Origin of the sequence: Paenibacillus camerounensis (genome assembly GCF_000723885.1) — a bacterium.
Taxonomy (GTDB): Bacteria; Bacillota; Bacilli; order Paenibacillales; family Paenibacillaceae; genus Paenibacillus_AQ; species Paenibacillus_AQ camerounensis.
Map to the genome: position 1 here is coordinate 1 of NZ_CCDG010000080.1, position 19,443 is coordinate 19,443.

Here is a 19,443-nt window from a genome sequence, read left to right on the forward strand (position 1 = left end):
GGCTCGCGCTGTTTTTGATTGACTGCCTGACCTGAGTATTGCCTCTCTGTGACTGATGCTATACGGGCTGCCGTCTATACGTATACCGTATAATCGTTATGCTGCAGAAGCAGCTTGGCCCGCTCCATATCGTGCTCCTGGCGGAATGACAGGCGCATAATCCCGGGTACATCCTCACGGCTCTCAATGATCTGCACGTTGCTTAAGTTAATGCCCTGATCCCCCAGCTCGGTTGCGATCCGGCCGATAATTCCAGGATGATCGGGAACATCGATATGCAGATCAAACAGCGGAGCAATCATTCCTTTGCGCCGTTCCGGCAGCTGGCTGCGGAATCCGTTCGCTTCATGGAAGGCTTCCTCTATTCCGGTACCGTCCGAGCTCTCCAGCATCTGAATGAAGGAGGAGACCTCCTCATTCCAGTCCTTTAGAAGACGCAGCATCACTGAACGGTTATTCAGCAGGATGTCACGCCAGATAATCGGATCACTGGAGGCAATCCGGGTAATATCACGGAATCCGCCGGCAGCAAGTGTACTGTACAGCGAATCCTCTGAATCATAGGCATGAACCTGATTAACAAGAGCTACTGCGATAATATGCGGCAGATGGCTGATTGCTCCGACAATTTCATCATGACGCTCCGGATCAAGCCGGACAATCTGTGCTCTCGTATGTAATAACAGGGATTTCAGTGCCTCGTAAGCTTCCTCCGGCACTCCGGGCGGCGGAGTCAGCACGTAATAAGCATTCTCGAACAGCAGCGATGAGGCGGCTTCCACACCAGAACGCTCTGAACCCGCCATTGGATGGCCGCCGATGAAATGGACGCCGGGAATATCCAGGGATACCGCACAGGCTGCGATACTGGCCTTGGTGCTGCCTACATCCGTAATGATGCAGCCGGGCTTGAGCGGGAGCTTACTCAGTTGCTGCAGATAACCCTCCAGCATGCCTACCGGCACACAGAGGAAAATATAATCGGCGTCAAGCGCCGCTTCTTCAACAGACAGTGTCGCCTGATCGACCACGCCTCTGTTAACATATTTTACCGCGGATTCAGGACGGTGGGCATGGCCGACGACGGTCAGGCCCTCCTTGCCTTTGAAGCAAAGGGCCAGTGAGCCTCCAATCAGACCGACACCGAAGATTGCTATTTTTGTCGTCATGTCTAAGTACTACCTGCCTTCTATTGTTTCGTCTATGAACATATACGGTTACGCCCGTACCTCCTGCTCAGACAGCGTCTGCTCAAGTGCAGTAATAAATGCCTTGTTCTGCTCAGCTGAGCCTACCGTTACACGGATGTAGGTCGGGTACAGACGGTGGCCCGCACGAACAATAATGCCCAGACGCAGCAAGGCGTCGAATACCTCAAGAGCCGGCTTGCGTACATCCACCATGATGAAATTACCGTTAGCCGGGAATGCATGCAGGCCCAGGCGCCGGAACTCAGTCTGCAACTGTACAATACCTTCACTGTTAAGCCGGCGGCATTCAGCCACATAATCCTGATCCGCCAGCGCTGCAAGTGCACCTGCCTGTGCCAGACGGGACGTATTGAAAGGCTCACGCACCTTGTTGATCAGGTTAATGATCTGCGGACTGGCCACACCGTATCCGATGCGGAGGGCAGCCAGACCATAGATCTTGGAGAAGGTCCGCAGCACGACAAGATTCGGATACTGCTCCAGCAGCTTGATTCCATCCGAGTAGTCCGGGTCAGTCACATACTCAAAGTAGGCTTCGTCCAGTACAACCATAACCCCGGAAGGTACTGCATTCAGGAAGGTCACCAGTGCCTCATGCGCAACGATGGTACCGGTAGGGTTATTCGGGTTACAGATCCAGATGACCTTGGTCTTATCTGTAATTCGTGCAAGCATACCGTTCAGATCATGAGTTCCATCCGCCAGAGGTACTTCTATCGATACGGCACCTTCAATATCAGCATTGCTCTTGTATACGGAGAAGGTCTGATCGGCCATAATGGTCTCGTCCCCCGGCAGGAAAAAAGCACGGCAGATCAAGGCGATAATCTCGTCTGAGCCGCAGCCAAAGATGATGTTCTCGCTCTGCACACCGAGATGCCCGGCCAAAGCAGCTGTCAATTCGGCAGCTGAGCCGTCGGGATACAGGAACAAATTGTCCAGATCGGCGATGATTGCGGCTTTGGCGCTCGGTGAAGCCCCGTAAGGATTTTCATTGGATGCCAGCTTGATGACATCATCCAGTCCAAGCTCCTTTTTCACCTCTTCAATTGGTTTTCCCGGCTTGTAAACAGGAAGATTAACGATATTCGGTTTCGGATTCATCTGTATTCCTCGCTCTCCGTGCATTTTTATAGCATTTTTAAGGTCAGGCTGACCGTTATGATTTTAATTGTGCCACAAATTCACGAATTTGCAACAGCCCGTCACTTCTTGTGGCAGGGTCATCCAGCAGCGGAATAACCTCTTCCACTTTACGGACAATCGCACTGCCCACAACTACACCGTCACAGATCTGCGAGAAGCGCTCTACCTGCTCGCTGGTTGAAATCCCGAAGCCAACGGCTACCGGGAGATCCGTTACCCGGCGGACGGAGGCAATAAATTCATCTACACCGCTGTGAAAAGTGGATCGCTCTCCCGTTACTCCCAGCGAGGATACACAGTAGACAAAGCCGCTCGCACCCGATACGATCCGTTCAATCCGTTCACTGGAGGTCGGTGCTACCAGCGGTATGAGATTCACGCCTGCCTCACGGCTGCGAATACGCATCTCCTCAGACTCCTCTACAGGCAGGTCTGGAATAATCAGCCCGCTGATTTCATGGGCATCCAGCTCAGCAAAGAAGGTATCCAGACCCATCTGCAGCACAGGATTGTAGTATGTGAACAGGATGAACGGCAGCTTACTGCCGTTCTGCCGGGCCTTGAGTGCGGTTTCCATACAGGTCCGCAGATGGACCTTTCCGCGCAGCGCCCTTGACGAAGCCCGCTGAATGACCGGGCCGTCTGCCAGCGGATCGGAATAAGGAACCCCTAGTTCAAGAATATCCGCGCCGGCTGCTTCCAGCTCAGCAATAATATCAAGTGTAGTTGTAAGATCCGGGTCGCCTACGGTAAGGAAAGGAATCAGGGCAGTTGCGCCTTCAGCTTTGAGCTTACGGAAGGTCAGATCCATTCTGTTGGTCGTTTCCGTTGTCATTACAGCTCACTTCCTTCCGTATAGGCCATAATTGACTCGACATCCTTGTCCCCGCGCCCCGAGAGGCAGATGACCACAATATCATCTTTAGTGAGCCCGGGAGCAATCTTGACCACATGCGCGATGGCATGAGCCGATTCCAGTGCAGGAATAATTCCCTCCGTTACACACAGCAGCTTAAGGGCATCTAGCGCTTCCTTGTCCGTAACAGGGACATACTTGGCCCGCTCGATATCCTTCAGATAAGAGTGCTCAGGTCCTACTCCCGGATAATCCAGTCCGGCAGAGATGGAATGCGCTTCGATAACCTGGCCGTATTCATCCTGCAGCAGATAACTCATGGAGCCCTGGAATACACCATGGCTGCCTTTACTCATTGTTGCTGCGTGGAACGGGGTATCGACACCTTTGCCGGCAGCCTCAACGCCGATCATGCCGACACTCTCATCTTCCATGAACGGGTAGAACATGCCGATAGCATTGCTGCCGCCGCCGACAGCGGCAACCAGCAGATCCGGCAGCCGGCCTTCGGCCTCCAGAATCTGGCGCCGTGTCTCATCGCCGATGATCCGCTGGAAATTGCGGACCATCATCGGATAAGGGTGCGGGCCGACTGCCGAACCAAGAATATAGAAGGTATCCTCGACATTACTGACCCAGTAGCGCAGCGCTTCATTCCCGGCATCCTTGAGCGTCCGGGAACCGGAAGTCACCGGAATAACCTCTGCGCCGAGCAGCTTCATGCGGAATACATTAAGCGCCTGGCGGCGGGTATCCTCTTCGCCCATGAACACTTTGCATTCCAGACCCAGAAGTGCCGCTACTGTTGCGGTTGCCACACCATGCTGGCCGGCGCCTGTCTCGGCAATAACCTTGGTTTTGCCCATTCTTTTAGCCAGAATGCCCTGCCCGATAGCATTGTTGATCTTATGTGCCCCGGTATGGTTCAAATCCTCGCGCTTCAGATAGATTTTGGCCTCACCCAGCTGCTTACTAAGCCGTTCTGCATAATACAAAGGGGTCTCACGCCCGGAATACTGCTTCAGCAGATAGTCTATTTCCTCCTGAAAGGCCGGGTCCGCCGAATACTTCGCATAGGACTCCTCCAGCTCAATCAGTGCATTCATCAGGGTTTCAGGAACGAAGCGGCCTCCGAAAGAACCAAAACGCCCGTACTTGTCCGGTACTTGTATCATGATTGCTTCACCCTTTCCACAAAGGAAGTCATTTTGATAATATCTTTAACACCATTAGTCTCGACACCGCTGGAGATATCTACTCCGTCAGGCTGGTAGTCTGTAAGAAGTTCACCCACATTGTCGGGATGAAGTCCGCCGGCGATAAATAAAGGCAGTCCAAGCTTAGCCGCCGCCTGCCGGAACAGAGGAATCTGCCCCCAGTCAAACGTACGTCCGGAGCCTCCGCTGCTCTGGGGATCATAAGTGTCCAGCAGTAAGGCATCAACAGTTCCCGCATAGCTGTTCACAACGGTATGTGCCTCGGAACCGCCTACTGAAATAGCTTTCCAGACCTGAATGTGCGGAAAAGCCTGCTTGACCTCACGGCAAAACTCCGGTCCTTCCTGTCCGTGCAGCTGGATCACATCCAGCGGTACAGCTGCAAGCAGCTCCTGCAGCTCAACAAGCCCCGGATTTACGAAGACTCCGGCCGCGCCGGGAGCCTTGCCCGTCTCCCAGCCGGCCAGCTCTGCAACAAGCAGAGCAGCCTGGGCTGCAGTGACTCTGCGGCGGCTGGGCGCAAATACAAAGCCGATATAATCAATTGGTAATGACTTCATAGATTTTAGCACTTCAACGTCCTGAAGTCCACAGATTTTTACCTCCGCTTCAGCCATGCAGGGCACGATCCTTTCCGGCAGTGAGCGGTCCAAGCAGCCCGTGTACGGCTTCTTCCACGTTATCCTGCCGCATCAGATATTCCCCGACCAGCACGCCGATAGCGCCGCTTGTGCTTAAATAATCAATATCAGCAGGACCGGCTATTCCGCTTTCGCTAATCACAGGCACTCCGGTCGGAACCAGAGCCGCCAGCTCGGCAGTTGTAGCCAGCCGTGTCTCAAAGGTGCGCAGATTGCGGTTGTTGATGCCGAGCAGCACATTTGGGTGTTCTATTTGCCCTGTGCCAATCACCAGCTCCAGTTCACTCCGGTCATGCACCTCAATCAGCACATCCATTCCGAGTGAGGCTGCCAATTCAGTATAAGAAGCCAATTGCTCTGCAGTCAGAATGGCTGCAATCAGCAGGATGGCATCCGCTCCCAGAATCCTCGCCTCATAAATCTGGCGTTCATCAATGATAAAGTCCTTGCGCAGCAGCGGAAGATCCACCGCTTCTCTTACCTGCTGCAGGAATGCGTTACTGCCCTGGAAATAGTCCTGGTCAGTCAATACCGACAGGCAATCAGCCCCGCCTGCTTCATATCCGCGGGCGATAGCTTCCGGGTCAAAATCCGCGCGGATCAGCCCTTTGGAGGGTGAAGCCTTCTTTACTTCGGCAATCAGTCCCATATGACGGTTCCGGCGCTTTACCAGCGCTTCCCGGAAGCCTTTGGTGGCCGGAAGCCCGGCAATAACCTCTTCCGCTGTATCTGTAGAGAACATCCGGCTGAGCGCTTCAACCTCTTTTATTTTGGTGGCGACAATTTTATCAAGATACATAGTCAAGCTCCTTTGTCATAGCTTTGAGCTGCTCCAGCTTGAGCAGTGCTTTACCGGAATCGATCATCTGCCGCGCCTGCGCTACCCCTTCACCGAGGCTGTCTGCCAGACCGGCAACATAGATACAGGCACCGGCATTGGCAAGAACAATGTCACGGTACGGCGTGAGCGCTCCCTGCAGCACCGCAGTAATTATAGCTGCATTATCAGCTGCGTCACCGCCCAGCACAGCCTCCAGCGGGTGCCGGCTCAGGCCGAGCGCCTCTGGAGTAATCTCATAGGTTGTTACAATGCCATTCTTAAGTTCAGAGACCTGGGTAGGCGCCGATATGCTGATTTCATCCAGGCCGTCGAGGCTGCTGACGATCATCGCCCGCTTTGAGCCCAGCTCCTTCAGCACGTTAGCTACAATCTCCGTCTTATTCCGGTCGTAGATGCCCATCAGCTGCCGGTCAGCGCCTGCCGGGTTAGTCAGCGGACCCAGCATATTGAATACAGTCCGCACACCAAGCTCACGGCGCGGTGCGGCTGCGTATTTCATGGAAGGATGGTAAATCTGGGCAAACAGAAAGCAGATGCCGATACGGTCCAGGCACCGGCGGGCCTGCTCCGCATTCAGATGGATGTTCACGCCAAGCGCCTCCAGCACATCCGCACTGCCTGCTCTGCCTGAAGCCGAACGGTTGCCGTGCTTGGCAACACGCACAGAAGCTGCTGATGAGATAATCGCCGAGGCAGTGGAGATGTTGAACTTGTGAATACCTGAGCCGCCTGTTCCGCAGGTGTCCAGCAGCCGGGTACGTTCTGTAAGCACCGGGGTTCCGAATCCGCGCATCGCTTCCGCGAAGCCGGTAATTTCCTCTACGGTCTCGCCCTTGATACGCAGCGCAGTCAACAGAGCGCCAATCTGTGCCGCCGTCGCGGTTCCTTCCATTATGGTCCCCATAATTTCACGGGCCTGCGTCCGGCTGAGGTTACGCCCCTCAATTAATCCCGCAATTCCTGATTGTATTAACTGGCTCGCTTCCATAGTCTTTGTCCTCCTAAAAGTTTTGTAGGCATATCCTTCTCACGATCCCGCATCGGCAAAACTCGCTTCGGAAGCATATGCTAAAAGTTTTATGGAGCATTCTCTGCTCGGCTCTTCTTCGTAATAAAACTACCTTCGAAAGCATCCGCTTAGGTATGGAGCATTCTCTGCTCGGCTCATCTATTCTTCATTGCTTCTCTCGCTTACGGGGTATACTCGTACATGTAATCCTGGTTGATTACCTGCGGCTCTCTGATCTCTGCCGGGAACATGGCCTCTGCCATCCGGATTGCTTTTAGCATCGCCTTTGCTTTGTTAAGGGTCTCTTCATATTCCTTCTCAGGCACCGAATCCCAGACAATTCCCGCTCCGGCCTGTACGTAAGCACGGCCTTTGCGGAAGATGATGGTACGGATCGTGATGCAGGAATCCATATTGCCGGAGAATCCGAGGTAGCCGATAGCTCCGGCATAAGCGCCTCTCGCTTCCCGTTCAAGCTCGGAGATAATCTCCATCGCCCGCAGCTTCGGTGCCCCTGAGACGGTGCCTGCTGGCAGGCATGACAGGAATGCGTCGAAGAAATCCTTGTTCTCGTCCAGTGTTCCCGTTACATTCGATACCATGTGCATAACATGGGAGTATTTCTCTATCTCCATAAAGGAGTCACATTTCACCGTGCCGAACTTGGATACCCGGCCCAGATCATTGCGGCCCAGATCAACGAGCATCAGATGCTCCGCCCGCTCCTTTTCGTCCTCCAGCAGCTCCTGGGCCAGCGCCCGGTCCTCCGCTTCATCCGCTCCCCGCGGCCTGGTTCCGGCAATCGGCCGGGTCGCTACCCGGCTGCCGTCCACCTTCACCAGCGCTTCCGGAGAGGTGCCTACGATAATTTCCTCATCCATCTTGAGATAGTACATATATGGCGACGGGTTCAGGGTACGCAGCATCCGGTAGACATGCAGCGGGGATACCTCAGTCTCAATATGCAGCCTCTGCGACAGCACTACCTGGAAGATATCACCGGCCCGGATGTACTCCTTGGCCTGCTCAACATTCGCGATATATTGCTCTTTGGTCAGGTTCGAATGAATCTGGCCCAGCTCAATATCCTCAGGAATACTGCGGCGGTTGACGTTCTCCTTCGGCCCTTCCTTCTGCAGCTCCTCGGCGAAGTCCTCCAGCCTGTTGTTCAGGGCTTCATAGGCGGCCCGGATATCGGAATCCGTATCGCCTTCTTTGATATGCAGGTTGCCTATCAGCAGAATCTGCTGCTTCACATGATCGAATACGATGATGCGGTCACAGAACATGAACCGGATATCATCCGTCCCCAGATCATCCACTGCGTGCGGGGACAGCTTCTCGTAATATTGCAGCAGGTCGTATCCGAAGAATCCGATCGCACCGCCGGTAAATGGAGGCATCCCTTCCAGCTTCGGACTGCGGTACGAGCGGAGCAGGGCTTTTAGCTCCTCGATCGGTTTGCCGGTGAGCCGCTTCTGCTCTCCCCCCACTTTTACATGGATAACGTTCTTTTTACCCGAAATGGTCAGAAACGGGTCACTCCCGATAAACGAATAACGCGCCCACTGGATGCCGCCCTCTACACTTTCCAGCAGGAAAGCATGGGATTCTCCGGCAAACCGCTGAAACAGCCGGATCGGCGTCTCCATATCAGCCAGCAGTCTTTTTACTACAGGAATCAGGTTATACTCCCGCGACAGCTTTACCGCTTCTTCAACGCTAGGGTTCGTCATTTGGGATACCTCCTTGGAATGGTTGGATCTATAGTCCGGAATACAAAAAAACCTCTACCGGAGTAGAGGTTGTGTAGGCAAGTATATGATAAAGCGCACTGGATCAGGACATTGCTCCGTAATAACATGGTTGCCCATTAGAGGATAGACGGGTAGTACAAATACTACCAGAATATAATCCGTACGGACATATGTAAATAAACGGAATGCCTCGGATAAACATCCTGCACTCATCTCTGCTATACTCAACTAGGCTCTAACTAAACTCTACTTCTCTCGGCTAACTACACTATACATGATGACGGTGTTCATTGACAACCCGCTGCGGTAAATTAATTACTTGCTTTGTGAGAGATCTGGACGAAGCTTCTTCGCTTCATTCAGATAGATGTGACGGATATCCCGCTGGGACTTGTCTGTATTAACCTGTACCATCAGGCGGATACACTTCGGCAGCCCGCCCTTTACGGGAATCTCAACAGAGCACATGAGCGGTACCAGCTCCCAGCCTTCGATCTCACGGATAGCCCGTGCCGGAAACGTAGCATCCAGATCACCCGTAACAGTAATCCAGACACTGCAGATATCCTCGGCAATGACATCATTACGCTCAACAATTTCCCTGAGCAGCACTACGGTCTCACGCAAAATTTCAGTTTCCTCATTATTGACTACGGTTGTTGCACCGCGAATCCCCCGGTTTACCATGGGCTCCCCTCCTTCTTAAGCTGTGCGATAACCTCACGCACGTCACTCTGCTGCACATCATTAATGATGCTTACTGCCCCGATTGAATCAGGCACGATGAAGGTCATTTTGCCTTCCTTGAACTTCTTGTCATGCATCATCGCGTCCATCAGCTCATCCCCGCTGTACTCCGCCGGAAGTCTTACGGGCAGAGAGAGTGCGGACAGCATGGATACGGTATCCTCGTAGATTCCGCGGTCCCTGCCCAGCTTGGCCGCCAGCAGCGCCGAACCGGCCATACCGACGGCAATCGCTTCTCCATGCAGGAATACGCCGTATCCGCCGACAGCTTCAATGGCGTGGCCGATCGTATGACCCAGGTTGAGAATCGCCCGCAGGCCGTTCTCACGCTCATCCGAACCGACCACCCGGGCCTTGATCGCGCATCCGCGTTCCAGCGCATAACCCAGCGCCCCAGCATCCAGGGCCAGCAGCTCTGAAGCGTGCTCGCGGCACCAGTAAGCAAACTCTTTATCAAGGATAAGGCCGTGCTTCACCACTTCAGCTAATCCGGAGGCCACCTCACGGGGCGGCAGCGTACGCAGCGTATCCAAATCATACAGAACCATGGACGGCTGATAAAAAGCACCGATCATATTCTTAGCCAGCGGATGGTTAACAGCCACCTTGCCGCCGACGCTGCTGTCATGGGCAAGTATGGTCGTTGGAATCTGAACAAAGCCGATCCCCCGCATATAAGTGGCGGCAACATATCCGGCCAGATCTCCGACAACACCGCCGCCAAGCGCAAGAACAGCAGAGCTGCGGTCCAGTCCGGCCTGAATGGCCGTAGTAATTACTTCTTCATATACCGCCAGCGATTTGGATGCTTCACCGGACGGTATTACATGACTAACAACAGTATAGCCCTGTCCGCGCAGGGAGGCTTCGACCACATCCAGATACCGCGGGGCTACCTCGCTGTCACTGACCACCAGCAGCGGGCTGCGTACGGGATACCCGGCTTCCCGGCAACGCGCACCAATAGACTCCAGCAATCCGCTGCCGATCAGAATCGGATAAGAGCGTTCCCCCAAATCCACAGTAATGCTGCGCATAATCAGTAGCTCTCCAGCTGCGCCAGGTAGCTGTTGTAGTTGGCTCTGATTTCTTCAATAGAGTCCCCGCCGAATTTATCAAGGAATGCTTTGGCAAGCTCCCAGGCTACAACGTTCTCCAGTACAACGCAGGCTGCAGGAACCGCACAGGCATCCGAACGCTCCACCTGCGCCGTGAACGGCTCCTTGGTGTCAATGTCAACGCTTTGCAGCGGCTTGTATAATGTCGGAATCGGCTTCATAACGCCGCGGACAACAACCGGCATTCCATTGGTCATCCCGCCTTCAAATCCGCCCAGCCGGTTGCTGGCCCGGTAATATCCGCGTGACGGATCGTACATGATTTCATCATGCACCTGCGAGCCGCGAAGAACACCCGCTTCAAACCCGATACCGATCTCCACACCCTTGAACGCGTTAATCGACATAACCGCTCCGGCAATTGCCGCATCCAGCTTGCGGTCATATTGTACATAGCTGCCGAGACCGATAGGCAGGCCTTCCACGACGCATTCCACAATACCGCCGATGGAGTCGCCTTCCTCCTTGATCTTGTCTATGTATGCCTCCATCTTAAGCTCCGTCTCTTTATCAACGACTCTGACGGATGATTCTTCCGTCTTCACAATCAGTTCATCGATAGGGAGATTGTTCGCAGGCGCTTCGATCTCGCCGATCCGGATGACCTGTCCGGCAATCTTCACACCGAACTCAGCCAGCAGCTGGCGGGCAACAGCCCCAACTGCAACTCTTGCAGCTGTCTCGCGGGCGCTGGAGCGCTCCAGAACGTTACGCAGATCCGTATGGTTGTACTTGAGCCCGCCGTTAAGGTCGGCATGTCCGGGACGCGGGCGGTTTACGCGCCGCTTCTCTTCATCACTGCCCGGAATCGGCTCGATATTCATAATATTCTTCCAGTGTGTCCAGTCTTTGTTCTCGACTATAAGGGCTACGGGAGCACCTGTTGTATACCCGTGGCGTACTCCGCCGGCGATCTGTGCCGTATCCTTCTCGATCTGCATGCGGCGTCCGCGGCCGTAGCCCTTCTGTCTGCGGTGCAGCTGAAAATTAAGCTCTTCAAAATTAAGTGTCAGATTGCTGGGCAATCCCTCGATAATGGCTGTAAGCTGGGGGCCGTGCGTTTCCCCCGCTGTTAAGTAGCGTAAACTCATGCTGCGTTCCCCTTTCACACTTTTAAACTGTAAACCGCTAAATTATAAAAACTCTTGACTCATTATAGTATAGCCTACACGCTTTGACAAGAAAGGATAAAGGCCAAACCACAGGTGGCCTCCCATACAAGAACAGCGCCGCCCTACTCTTTCGAGCTTAGGCGGCGCTGCCTGCGCGTCACAGTTCAGAGCCTGCTAATCTAGCTTCCGATTCTCTGCTGCGCCTGTGAAACGTTCTGCTTGCCTTCCTCCTGCCTAAGCAGGCTCTGCAGCTGAAGCTCCTCGAGACCAAGAATTTGCCCGCACTCGCGGACGGTCAGAAACCCGCGTCTGTACGCGGCAATGACCTTGCTTTTGTCCATCTGGATTAACGACCTTTCGCATAGCATACGGTATCTACTTTCCATTATCACTGAAAAGCGGGTAATGTATACCTTGCTCCGGGAAGAATGCTCAGACCGTGCATACAACTATTTTTTACGGTAAAAGAAGGTCTCCGTTGATTCAAAGCCGAATTGTGCCGGTGTAAAAATCTGCTCCGTGCTGCCTACGAACAAATATCCTCCAGGACGCAGGCTTGCCGAAAATTTGTGATACAGCTTGTTCTTCGCTTCTTCTGTGAAATAGATCATCACATTTCGGCAGATGATCAGATCAAAGCCGTCATCGAATTTGTCCAGCAGCAGGTTCTGCTTGCGGAATTCAATATTTTTTTTGAGTGTTTCACTCACCTTGAATACCGGACCTTCCGGTGAAAAATAGCGGTTTGCCACATCCTTCGGCACATCCTTAAGCGAACGCTCCAGATAGAGCCCCTGCTTCGCTTTGGCCAGCGCCCCGTCATCAATATCTGTAGCGAGAATGCCGGTCTGGGCCAGCAGATTCTTGTCTGATAGAATCATGGCGAGCGTGTACGGCTCTTCTCCTGTAGAACAGGCTGCACTCCACAGCTTCATCCGGCGGCCGGATTGCTGCAGTTCAGGTAAAATAACGTCCCGCAGCACTTCCCAGCGGTTCGGATTGCGCCAGAACTCAGACACGTTAATCGTCATCCGGTCCAAAAATTCATAGAATAAGGCCTTGTCCTTCATCATTGCAGCAAAAAAGTCCGTGAACGAATGATACCCGTTCTTCATCCGCAGTGTTGTCAGACGGCGCTTCATCTGTGCTTCCTTATATTGGGCAAGGTCGATTCCTGTGCTCTGCTTAATGTTTTGAATGAACCCGCTGTAATCCGGGTCCGGTGCTGTAATTTCTTCACGATCAGCCATTAATAATCCCCTGCCTCCTGCCCGGATCTACATCCAGACCGCGATGTCTTTATTGTAGTCATTCAGTTCATCGGGAGCAAAGAAGTTGGCGATTTCCCGCTCTGCACTTTCCGGAGAATCCGAACCGTGAATCAGGTTAAGCGGAGTATGGCTGGCAAAGTCACCGCGGATTGTCCCCGGCAGCGCTTCCCCCACCTTGGTTTTGCCGATCAGCAGGCGGGACAGGGCAATTACATCATCGCCTTCCCAGACCATCGCAAATACCGGACCCGAAGTGATGAAGCCTACCAGCTCCGCAAAAAAGTCCTTGCCTTCGTGCTCTGCATAATGCTTCTTGGCTTGCTCTTCTGTAACTGTAATCAGCTTAGCAGCAGCCAGCTTGAAGCCCTTGTCCTCCAGACGGGCGACAATACGTCCGATTAATCCGCGCTGTACACCATCCGGTTTGATCATCAGGTACGTCTTTTCCATAGAGCCACTCTCCATTTTCGCATATTATTTTCTGATATTATCAGAAAGCTTGCCATCTGTGAACGCTTATTATTCCCGCTAGCTGGAGTCTAGTAAGCCCGTCCGGTCACAAAATAGGCAATATCGCGCAAATTACGTCTGGTTTTACTGCTTGGAAGCTGCTCCAGTGCGGCCAGCGCCTTGTCGATGTAGCGGGAGGCCAGCTCCTCTGCCCTGGATATGCCGTCGCCGGAAAGAATCAAATCGACGGCACGGCCGACTCCGGCCTGTCCGCTGCGGATCAGCGCAAGCTCCTCCAGCAGCGGTGAGCGCAAGCGGCTGTCCTCCAGGCTGTAAATAACCGGCAGTGTGATATTCCCCTGCCTCATATCACTGCCCGGAGGCTTGCCGATCTGCTTCTCTGTGCCTGACAGATCCAGCAGGTCATCACGGATCTGAAAGGCCATCCCGACATTGTATCCGTAATTGTACAGCAGGCGGGCTGTTTCAGGCTCGCTGTCGGCTGCCAGTGCCCCAAGCTCACAGCTGATTGCTATCAGCAGCGCGGTTTTGCGGCGGATGCGGCGCAGGTAATGCCGTACGCTCTGCCCGCTGTTGAAGAAATCGCGGATCTGCTCCATCTCCCCGACCGACATCTCCACCATTGCTTTGGACAGGATATGATGAATACGCGGATTCTTGAGCTCTGAAGCCATAACAAGTGCCTTCGCATAAATATAATCACCGGTGTACATAGCGATTTTGTTGCCCCACTTGGCCTTCACTGTGAGTTCTCCGCGCCGCAGCTCAGCATCGTCAATCACGTCATCGTGCACCAGCGAAGCGCTATGTATAAGCTCAAGCGGAATAGCAACCCGCTTCAGCTTCTCCAGATCATATTTTCCGAATTTGCCGCCCATTAGCACAAACACCGGACGCAGCCGTTTGCCGCCGGCCTTCAGCAGATGAAGCGATGTTTCCGTAAGGAGCTCATCGTCGCCCTGCACACTGCGGTACAGATCCTTTTCAATCTGATCCATGTCCTTACTCAGCATTCCAAATATTTGCATTCGCTTCATTCGTTCACCCGTGTCAGCAGATTGCGGTCCCATAGCTCCATTGTGACTGCCTGCGGCAGCAGGCCCATCTCATAGGCATAGCGGAAATAGAGATTCAGACCTTCCTGCTGCCTTTCTCCAAAGTCATAACATAGATTACTGAAATAGCCGTCCCAGTATTCCGCTGTGCCGCCGACCCGCGAGCAGGCTTCACGGATGATCGGCCCAAGATTGTTAACTCCCAGCTGCTTGCTCTCCACAAGAGCCGCTGCAATCTCTGCCACCGCCTCCGGCTTGTCTCTTGCAGCCTCACGGTTGACCGCCCAGACGGCAAAGGTCATGCTGTGTCCGGTCCAGTCCTTCCATACCTGCCCCAGATCAGTGACCAGATAGCCCTGATCCTGCCAGGCGGCCTTGATGGCATGGTCGCCGATCAGCAGACAGGCATCCGCCTGGTCCATCATACTGTCCAGATCCGGATCAGCCGTGACATACTCAGGACTGCCGCCGATTGCCTTCTCCATCAGAATTTTGAGCAGATTAACCGAAGTCGCCGAAGTGTTGGTTACCGCAATCCGTCCGTTACCTATCTGCTCAGCCGGCACTCTCGAGAAGAGCAGAATCGACTTCACCGGACCGTCTGCACTTACAGACAGGTCAGGCAGCAGCAGCAGACGGCCGCTCGCCTCCGCATAAGCAAAGGAGGACAGAGCACCAACATGAATCGTACCGCCGGACATCCCCTGATTAAGAATGGCAGGCACTTCACTCACCATCTCTGCAGGATGCTTCAGGGCAGAGGGGTTAAAATTGTGAAATACCGGCCATGAGTTGGTATAACTGATTTTTCCGATTACGGTACACCGGCGGTCTTTCATTCCTCTTCCCCCCATCTGCGGAATAGACTGTGTTCAATGCCAAGGCTGTCAAGCACCTTACCGACCATGAAGTCCACCAGATCATCCATGCTGCGCGGACCGAAATAAAAGGCCGGCATCGCCGGAATCAGCTTCACTCCAAGGCGTGACAGCTTCAGCATGTTCTCCAGATGGATCGCATGCAGCGGGGTCTCGCGGGGCACCAGCACAAGCGGCCGCCCTTCCTTCAGCATCACATCAGCAGCCCGTGTCATCAGATTATCCGAGCCTCCATGCGCTACCGCGGACAGTGTGCCCATGGAGCAAGGCATAATAATCATTCCCTCCGTCCGGAAGGAGCCGCTGGCTATGGAGGCCCCGATATCAGCAACCGGGTGATAATGCAGAGAACCGGGATAGCCGCTGAACTGTCCGTTCAGAAAGCCCTCCCGGTCAGAGGCCGCAAATCCCAATTCTTCCTTAAAGACCCGCCAGCCCGCATTGCTGACTACAAGATGAACGGTGTATCCCATAGACAATAGGGTTTCTGTCAGGCGGATACCGTATATCCCGCCGCTTGCCCCGGTAATGCCAACAACGAAATGTTTCGGTTTCAGTCCGGTCATCTGAACTGCACCACCAGGTCAATCAGGGTAAAAGAAAACACAACGATGCTGAGCACACCGTTCATTGTGAAGAAGGCTGTCTGAAGACGGCTCAAATCACTTGGAGAAACGATATGATGCTCATAAAACAGAATAATATAGGCAATAACCATTCCCGCCACATACCACCAGCTGAGATCAGTCATAAAGAGCAGTGAAACGAACCCGATGCCTGTTAAAATATGAAGCCCTTTGGCAATATCCAGCGCACGGGCAACTCCAAAGCGCACCGGGATCGAATAAAGCCCCTCCTGCTTGTCAAACTCGACATCCTGGCAGGAATAGATAATATCAAATCCTGCGGTCCAGAACACGATTGTGAAATAAAAGATCATCGCGGTCCAGTCCACGTTTCCCGTAACCGCTACCCAGCCGCCCAGCGGGGCAAGCGCGATGGTAAGCCCGAGAATCAGATGGCAGGTCCAGGTGAAGCGCTTGGTGAAGGAATAGAACACAAGCAGAAAAACAGCAACCGGCAGCAGTTTGGCCGACAGGGGATTCAGCTTAAAGGCAGCCCAGAATAATAAGAAGAAGGAAATAGCAATAAAGACCGATACTTCTCCGACCTTCAGCAGGCCGGCAGGAATAGCTCTCCCGGATGTCCGCGGATTCTTCGCATCACTGATCCGGTCAATCAGCCGGTTCAGCCCCATGGCCGCGCTCCGGGCGCCGAACATGGCGACAACAATCCAGCCGATCTTCGGCCAGGACGGCAGCTCGCCGAACATGACGACCGATCCGAGCAAGGCGCCCATAAAAGCGAACGGTAAAGCAAAAACAGTGTGTTCAAACTTGATCATTTGCAGAAAAACGCCAACTTTTTTAAACATTACAGTTCTCCTTGAACCCAATATGTAGTGCTGCGATGCCTCCGGTCAAGGGGAAGGATTCCACTTTCGTCAGTCCGGTCTCACGGAAAATCACCGCAAGCTGCTCTCTGTCCGGGAAGAGGGCCAGTGATTCGGGTAGCCATTTATACTGCTCATACCGCTTGGCAAATAATTTGCCGAGGAGCGGAAGCACCCGCTGGAAATAAAAATAATAAATGCCCTTAAAGGGCTGCTTCATCGGCTTGGACAGCTCCAGACAGACAACCATCCCTCCGGGTTTCACCACACGCTTCATTTCATTCAGCACTTGAACGAGATCAGGCACATTGCGAAGCCCGAAGCCTATTGTTGCGTAATCAAAGGAATTGTCGCCGAAGGGCAGGTCCATTGCATTGCCCTGTATAAGAGAAATCCGGTCCTGAAGCCCTTGAGCCTCCACCTTGCCGCGCCCGACTTCAAGCATCCCCGCACTGAAGTCAAGGCCGACGACAGAGCCGGTCCGGCTTGCTTCGGCCAGGGCAATGCTCCAGTCACAGGTTCCGCAGCACAGATCCACTGCAGAATCCCCGCGCTTCATCGCCATCTTGCGCATTGTGAACTTGCGCCAGGCCTTGTGGCGGCGGAAGCTCAGAATATCGTTCATCAGATCATATTTGCCGGCAATACTCTCAAAAACAGAGTGCACAAATTGCTCTTTCGGCTTAACGTTCGTATCTCCCAGTGCGGAAGTTTTCTCTGTAGTCATCCTTTACCCCTCCACGGCTGCTTGTCCGGATATTTTCATCTGCAGGAGAAAGCGGTCAAGAAGGGTGCTGAGCTCACTGATCAGATGCTCGTCTTTAATACCCTGTAGGAGTCCTTGAATGGACTGAACTGACTGATGCAGCTTGTCGGTCAGCAGGGTATCACATTTATATTTCATTTTGAGCTTTTTCCAGTCCTTCAGGTCCAGCTCCTGATCCCGCAGCAATACCGACTCTTCTTCTAAAGCGTTCTCCATTATTCTCCAGTAGCAATACCCCTCAGATGCCGATGCCGGATCATTGCCCCGCCGCAGTTCGGCGCATACGGTTTCGCATTGGCTGAATTCGGCCAGCAGCTTTTCCCATAAGCCGGTGAGACTCCCCTCAATAAGCGGTGTAAAAGAAAGGAACAGCCGCATATTGAGCTGTACCGTATGCCGCAGGTATTGTTCCGAGGAGAGCAGCTGCTCCTTCATCTTGCTGTACAGGCGGGCCTTGAGCACATTGAAATCGGCGATGGCAGAGCTTAAGCTGCCCACCATCTCAATCTGGCCGCTCTTGGCCAGCAGGTGATAGAACCAGCTGCTGAAGTAATCACCGGCCAGCACTTTGAGCTGCCGGGAACGCATCGGGTCCCCTCCCGGATCATCACTTACATGATCTATGCTCTCATGCGTATCGAGAGCAAGCTGTACAAGTCCGGTAACCAGTGTATAAAGCTCCTTGTTACGGTCTTCGCCCGCATTCCCGTAACTCAGAAAAATATATAACAAATGACTGCGCCCGTCTGAAAACGGCGGCAATTCCGTATGCCGCTGAATCATGTCGTAGTCTGTGTAGGGTTTAGCTAATTGCGGTATGCGGTACGGTTTCATTTCAGCCTCCGGAGCCATTGACGTTATTACAATATCTTTGTTCACAATCTTGTCTATTATATCACATGTTTTTTTGCGGCGCACTTGGACGTCCTAGTTTCTTTTACCCACATCAGGGATAAATGAACTGCTTGCGCCAGAGCTCGCTTTCACTTATACGGAACCCTTTCTTCAGAACATCAGGCAACGGCTTATTACCTGTCTTCTGCAGCAGCTGCTGCAGCTGAAGCGACCATTCCCCGCGGCGGATATCGCCGGCCAGCAGCAGACGGCGGCTGTCCAGCCACTTGTCCTCAGCGACAATCCGCAGCAGCAGCTGATTCACATTATCCGTATCCTCGAAGGCAAAGGAAATAGCCAGCGCCATGTTCCGGTATAGCTCTTCCGGCTCATGGTCATTACCGGTTACCTTCAGATCCAGAGACAGTACACCGTTTTTCCAGCCTACGCTCCCGATAACCAGGCTGAAGGGCAGGCTGCTTACCAAATCTACGATATTCTCCTCTGCAAGCGAAGCTCCGCCTCCGCCAAGCGTCTGCGCGGCGTACCGCGGCAGCGCAGGCTCCAGGTCGGCCAGCTGCGGCAGCACAACAGGAATTGCAACGGTCACCAGCAATACTGTTCCGATCAGCCAGCCCCGGTTCATAGCCTGCCCCCTTATCCATAGTGTCCGCCAAGCCGTGACATTATACGAGCATGCCCATTAGCCTATATCTAGTTATATTTTGAAAAAAAGCAGGCTATGCCTGCTTTTCAGCTTTCGCTTTCAAGTTGTCCGTGCTTGCTCCAGATTTCTGCTTTGCCGCGGATTTTCATCGCTGAGGTGTGGTCGGTAAATTGGGCAATGAGGACCTCGCCCTTATCCAGCTTCTCCGTATGGTGAAACCGCGTGTCCAGCCCACGGGTAAGGCCGATTACCTGAACACCGTTTTCTTTGGCTTTGACCACAATGTATTCACTGCCCGAAGGTGCGGGGTTCCCGCTGCTATTCTTCTCAGTCATGTCTGATCCTCCTAAAAGTATGATGACTCCGGTGAATCCTCTTCGGAAAAACAAATGC

General features: G+C 53.4%; 22 protein-coding genes. All 22 read right to left on the reverse strand.

Going from position 1 to position 19,443, the window contains the following annotated elements:
• Positions 1-74: 74 nt before the first annotated feature.
• The 22 genes from BN3772_RS26095 to mtrB all read right to left on the reverse strand — a co-directional run bounded on the left by BN3772_RS26095 (position 75) and on the right by mtrB (position 19,385).
• Entirely contained in the window at positions 75-1,169 is a 1,095-nt protein-coding gene (locus tag BN3772_RS26095) for a prephenate dehydrogenase (RefSeq protein WP_042203276.1), read from the reverse strand.
• A gap of 48 nt (positions 1,170-1,217) precedes the next feature.
• Positions 1,218-2,315: a histidinol-phosphate transaminase gene (gene hisC / locus BN3772_RS26100; RefSeq protein WP_042203277.1), complete on the reverse strand. Its 1,098-nt coding sequence runs from the start codon at positions 2,313-2,315 to the stop codon at positions 1,218-1,220.
• 55 nt (positions 2,316-2,370) lie between these two features.
• A complete protein-coding gene (gene trpA / locus BN3772_RS26105) occupies positions 2,371-3,192 on the reverse strand; it encodes a tryptophan synthase subunit alpha (RefSeq protein ID WP_042203278.1) in 822 nt (273 codons plus the stop codon).
• Complete coding sequence (gene trpB / locus BN3772_RS26110; protein ID WP_042203279.1) at positions 3,192-4,388, reverse strand: tryptophan synthase subunit beta; 1,197 nt, start codon at positions 4,386-4,388, stop codon at positions 3,192-3,194. Before trpB ends, trpA begins: the two co-directional genes overlap by 1 nt.
• A complete protein-coding gene (locus tag BN3772_RS26115) occupies positions 4,385-5,047 on the reverse strand; it encodes a phosphoribosylanthranilate isomerase (protein ID WP_042203280.1) in 663 nt (220 codons plus the stop codon). Before BN3772_RS26115 ends, trpB begins: the two co-directional genes overlap by 4 nt.
• Positions 5,040-5,870, reverse strand: a complete 831-nt coding sequence (trpC, locus tag BN3772_RS26120) for an indole-3-glycerol phosphate synthase TrpC (protein ID WP_042203281.1) — start codon at positions 5,868-5,870, stop codon at positions 5,040-5,042. The genes BN3772_RS26115 and trpC overlap by 8 nt, the downstream gene beginning before the upstream one ends.
• Positions 5,860-6,900 carry an anthranilate phosphoribosyltransferase gene (trpD, locus tag BN3772_RS26125; RefSeq protein ID WP_042203282.1) on the reverse strand — a complete coding sequence of 347 codons (1,041 nt, stop codon included), beginning with the start codon at positions 6,898-6,900 and terminating at the stop codon, positions 5,860-5,862. Before trpD ends, trpC begins: the two co-directional genes overlap by 11 nt.
• 203 nt (positions 6,901-7,103) lie before the next feature.
• A complete protein-coding gene (gene trpE, locus BN3772_RS26130) occupies positions 7,104-8,657 on the reverse strand; it encodes an anthranilate synthase component I (RefSeq protein ID WP_042203283.1) in 1,554 nt (517 codons plus the stop codon).
• Between the two features lie 336 nt (positions 8,658-8,993).
• A complete protein-coding gene (aroH, locus tag BN3772_RS26135; RefSeq protein WP_042178198.1) occupies positions 8,994-9,365 on the reverse strand; it encodes a chorismate mutase in 372 nt (123 codons plus the stop codon).
• Positions 9,359-10,462 carry a 3-dehydroquinate synthase gene (gene aroB / locus BN3772_RS26140; RefSeq protein ID WP_042203284.1) on the reverse strand — a complete coding sequence of 368 codons (1,104 nt, stop codon included), beginning with the start codon at positions 10,460-10,462 and terminating at the stop codon, positions 9,359-9,361. The genes aroH and aroB overlap by 7 nt, the downstream gene beginning before the upstream one ends.
• Before the next feature lie 2 nt (positions 10,463-10,464).
• Positions 10,465-11,634, reverse strand: coding sequence for a chorismate synthase (aroC, locus tag BN3772_RS26145; RefSeq protein ID WP_042203285.1), 1,170 nt, complete (start codon positions 11,632-11,634; stop codon positions 10,465-10,467).
• A 200-nt stretch (positions 11,635-11,834) separates the two neighbouring features.
• The gene (locus BN3772_RS30965; RefSeq protein WP_167336696.1) at positions 11,835-11,996 is read right to left on the reverse strand and encodes a hypothetical protein; all 162 of its coding nucleotides are present in this window, start codon (positions 11,994-11,996) and stop codon (positions 11,835-11,837) included.
• 108 nt (positions 11,997-12,104) lie between these two features.
• A complete protein-coding gene (locus BN3772_RS26155; protein WP_042203287.1) occupies positions 12,105-12,905 on the reverse strand; it encodes a CheR family methyltransferase in 801 nt (266 codons plus the stop codon).
• Between the two features lie 27 nt (positions 12,906-12,932).
• Positions 12,933-13,376 carry a nucleoside-diphosphate kinase gene (gene ndk / locus BN3772_RS26160; RefSeq protein WP_042203288.1) on the reverse strand — a complete coding sequence of 148 codons (444 nt, stop codon included), beginning with the start codon at positions 13,374-13,376 and terminating at the stop codon, positions 12,933-12,935.
• Between the two features lie 89 nt (positions 13,377-13,465).
• Entirely contained in the window at positions 13,466-14,434 is a 969-nt protein-coding gene (locus tag BN3772_RS26165; protein ID WP_042203289.1) for a polyprenyl synthetase family protein, read from the reverse strand.
• Entirely contained in the window at positions 14,431-15,291 is an 861-nt protein-coding gene (locus BN3772_RS26170; RefSeq protein ID WP_042203290.1) for a menaquinone biosynthesis protein, read from the reverse strand. Before BN3772_RS26170 ends, BN3772_RS26165 begins: the two co-directional genes overlap by 4 nt.
• Positions 15,288-15,896: a UbiX family flavin prenyltransferase gene (locus BN3772_RS26175; RefSeq protein ID WP_042203292.1), complete on the reverse strand. Its 609-nt coding sequence runs from the start codon at positions 15,894-15,896 to the stop codon at positions 15,288-15,290. Before BN3772_RS26175 ends, BN3772_RS26170 begins: the two co-directional genes overlap by 4 nt.
• Positions 15,893-16,765 (reverse strand): UbiA-like polyprenyltransferase, encoded by an 873-nt coding sequence (locus BN3772_RS26180; RefSeq protein ID WP_042178216.1) that lies wholly within the window; start codon positions 16,763-16,765, stop codon positions 15,893-15,895. The genes BN3772_RS26175 and BN3772_RS26180 overlap by 4 nt, the downstream gene beginning before the upstream one ends.
• The gene (locus BN3772_RS26185) at positions 16,758-17,510 is read right to left on the reverse strand and encodes a demethylmenaquinone methyltransferase (RefSeq protein WP_042178219.1); all 753 of its coding nucleotides are present in this window, start codon (positions 17,508-17,510) and stop codon (positions 16,758-16,760) included. The genes BN3772_RS26180 and BN3772_RS26185 overlap by 8 nt, the downstream gene beginning before the upstream one ends.
• 3 nt (positions 17,511-17,513) lie before the next feature.
• Positions 17,514-18,383 carry a heptaprenyl diphosphate synthase component 1 gene (locus BN3772_RS26190; RefSeq protein WP_042203293.1) on the reverse strand — a complete coding sequence of 290 codons (870 nt, stop codon included), beginning with the start codon at positions 18,381-18,383 and terminating at the stop codon, positions 17,514-17,516.
• 112 nt (positions 18,384-18,495) lie between these two features.
• Positions 18,496-19,029: a hypothetical protein gene (locus BN3772_RS26195; protein ID WP_042203295.1), complete on the reverse strand. Its 534-nt coding sequence runs from the start codon at positions 19,027-19,029 to the stop codon at positions 18,496-18,498.
• A 107-nt stretch (positions 19,030-19,136) separates the two neighbouring features.
• The gene (gene mtrB / locus BN3772_RS26200; protein ID WP_042178227.1) at positions 19,137-19,385 is read right to left on the reverse strand and encodes a trp RNA-binding attenuation protein MtrB; all 249 of its coding nucleotides are present in this window, start codon (positions 19,383-19,385) and stop codon (positions 19,137-19,139) included.
• Between the last annotated feature and the right edge of the window lie 58 nt (positions 19,386-19,443).

Coding starts and splice junctions, on each gene's coding strand:
- hisC (WP_042203277.1), bottom strand. CDS start 2,315: ATGAATCCGAAACCGAATATCGTTAATCTTCCTGTTTACAAGCCGGGA.
- ndk (WP_042203288.1), bottom strand. CDS start 13,376: ATGGAAAAGACGTACCTGATGATCAAACCGGATGGTGTACAGCGCGGA.
- trpA (WP_042203278.1), bottom strand. CDS start 3,192: ATGACAACGGAAACGACCAACAGAATGGATCTGACCTTCCGTAAGCTC.
- BN3772_RS26195 (WP_042203295.1), bottom strand. CDS start 19,029: ATGAACCGGGGCTGGCTGATCGGAACAGTATTGCTGGTGACCGTTGCA.
- aroH (WP_042178198.1), bottom strand. CDS start 9,365: ATGGTAAACCGGGGGATTCGCGGTGCAACAACCGTAGTCAATAATGAG.
- BN3772_RS26115 (WP_042203280.1), bottom strand. CDS start 5,047: ATGGCTGAAGCGGAGGTAAAAATCTGTGGACTTCAGGACGTTGAAGTG.
- BN3772_RS26175 (WP_042203292.1), bottom strand. CDS start 15,896: ATGACCGGACTGAAACCGAAACATTTCGTTGTTGGCATTACCGGGGCA.
- BN3772_RS26165 (WP_042203289.1), bottom strand. CDS start 14,434: ATGAAGCGAATGCAAATATTTGGAATGCTGAGTAAGGACATGGATCAG.
- BN3772_RS26095 (WP_042203276.1), bottom strand. CDS start 1,169: ATGACGACAAAAATAGCAATCTTCGGTGTCGGTCTGATTGGAGGCTCA.
- BN3772_RS26180 (WP_042178216.1), bottom strand. CDS start 16,765: ATGTTTAAAAAAGTTGGCGTTTTTCTGCAAATGATCAAGTTTGAACAC.
- trpD (WP_042203282.1), bottom strand. CDS start 6,900: ATGGAAGCGAGCCAGTTAATACAATCAGGAATTGCGGGATTAATTGAG.
- BN3772_RS30965 (WP_167336696.1), bottom strand. CDS start 11,996: ATGGACAAAAGCAAGGTCATTGCCGCGTACAGACGCGGGTTTCTGACC.
- trpE (WP_042203283.1), bottom strand. CDS start 8,657: ATGACGAACCCTAGCGTTGAAGAAGCGGTAAAGCTGTCGCGGGAGTAT.
- aroC (WP_042203285.1), bottom strand. CDS start 11,634: ATGAGTTTACGCTACTTAACAGCGGGGGAAACGCACGGCCCCCAGCTT.
- mtrB (WP_042178227.1), bottom strand. CDS start 19,385: ATGACTGAGAAGAATAGCAGCGGGAACCCCGCACCTTCGGGCAGTGAA.
- trpC (WP_042203281.1), bottom strand. CDS start 5,870: ATGTATCTTGATAAAATTGTCGCCACCAAAATAAAAGAGGTTGAAGCG.
- BN3772_RS26185 (WP_042178219.1), bottom strand. CDS start 17,510: ATGACTACAGAGAAAACTTCCGCACTGGGAGATACGAACGTTAAGCCG.
- BN3772_RS26155 (WP_042203287.1), bottom strand. CDS start 12,905: ATGGCTGATCGTGAAGAAATTACAGCACCGGACCCGGATTACAGCGGG.
- BN3772_RS26190 (WP_042203293.1), bottom strand. CDS start 18,383: ATGAAACCGTACCGCATACCGCAATTAGCTAAACCCTACACAGACTAC.
- aroB (WP_042203284.1), bottom strand. CDS start 10,462: ATGCGCAGCATTACTGTGGATTTGGGGGAACGCTCTTATCCGATTCTG.
- trpB (WP_042203279.1), bottom strand. CDS start 4,388: ATGATACAAGTACCGGACAAGTACGGGCGTTTTGGTTCTTTCGGAGGC.
- BN3772_RS26170 (WP_042203290.1), bottom strand. CDS start 15,291: ATGAAAGACCGCCGGTGTACCGTAATCGGAAAAATCAGTTATACCAAC.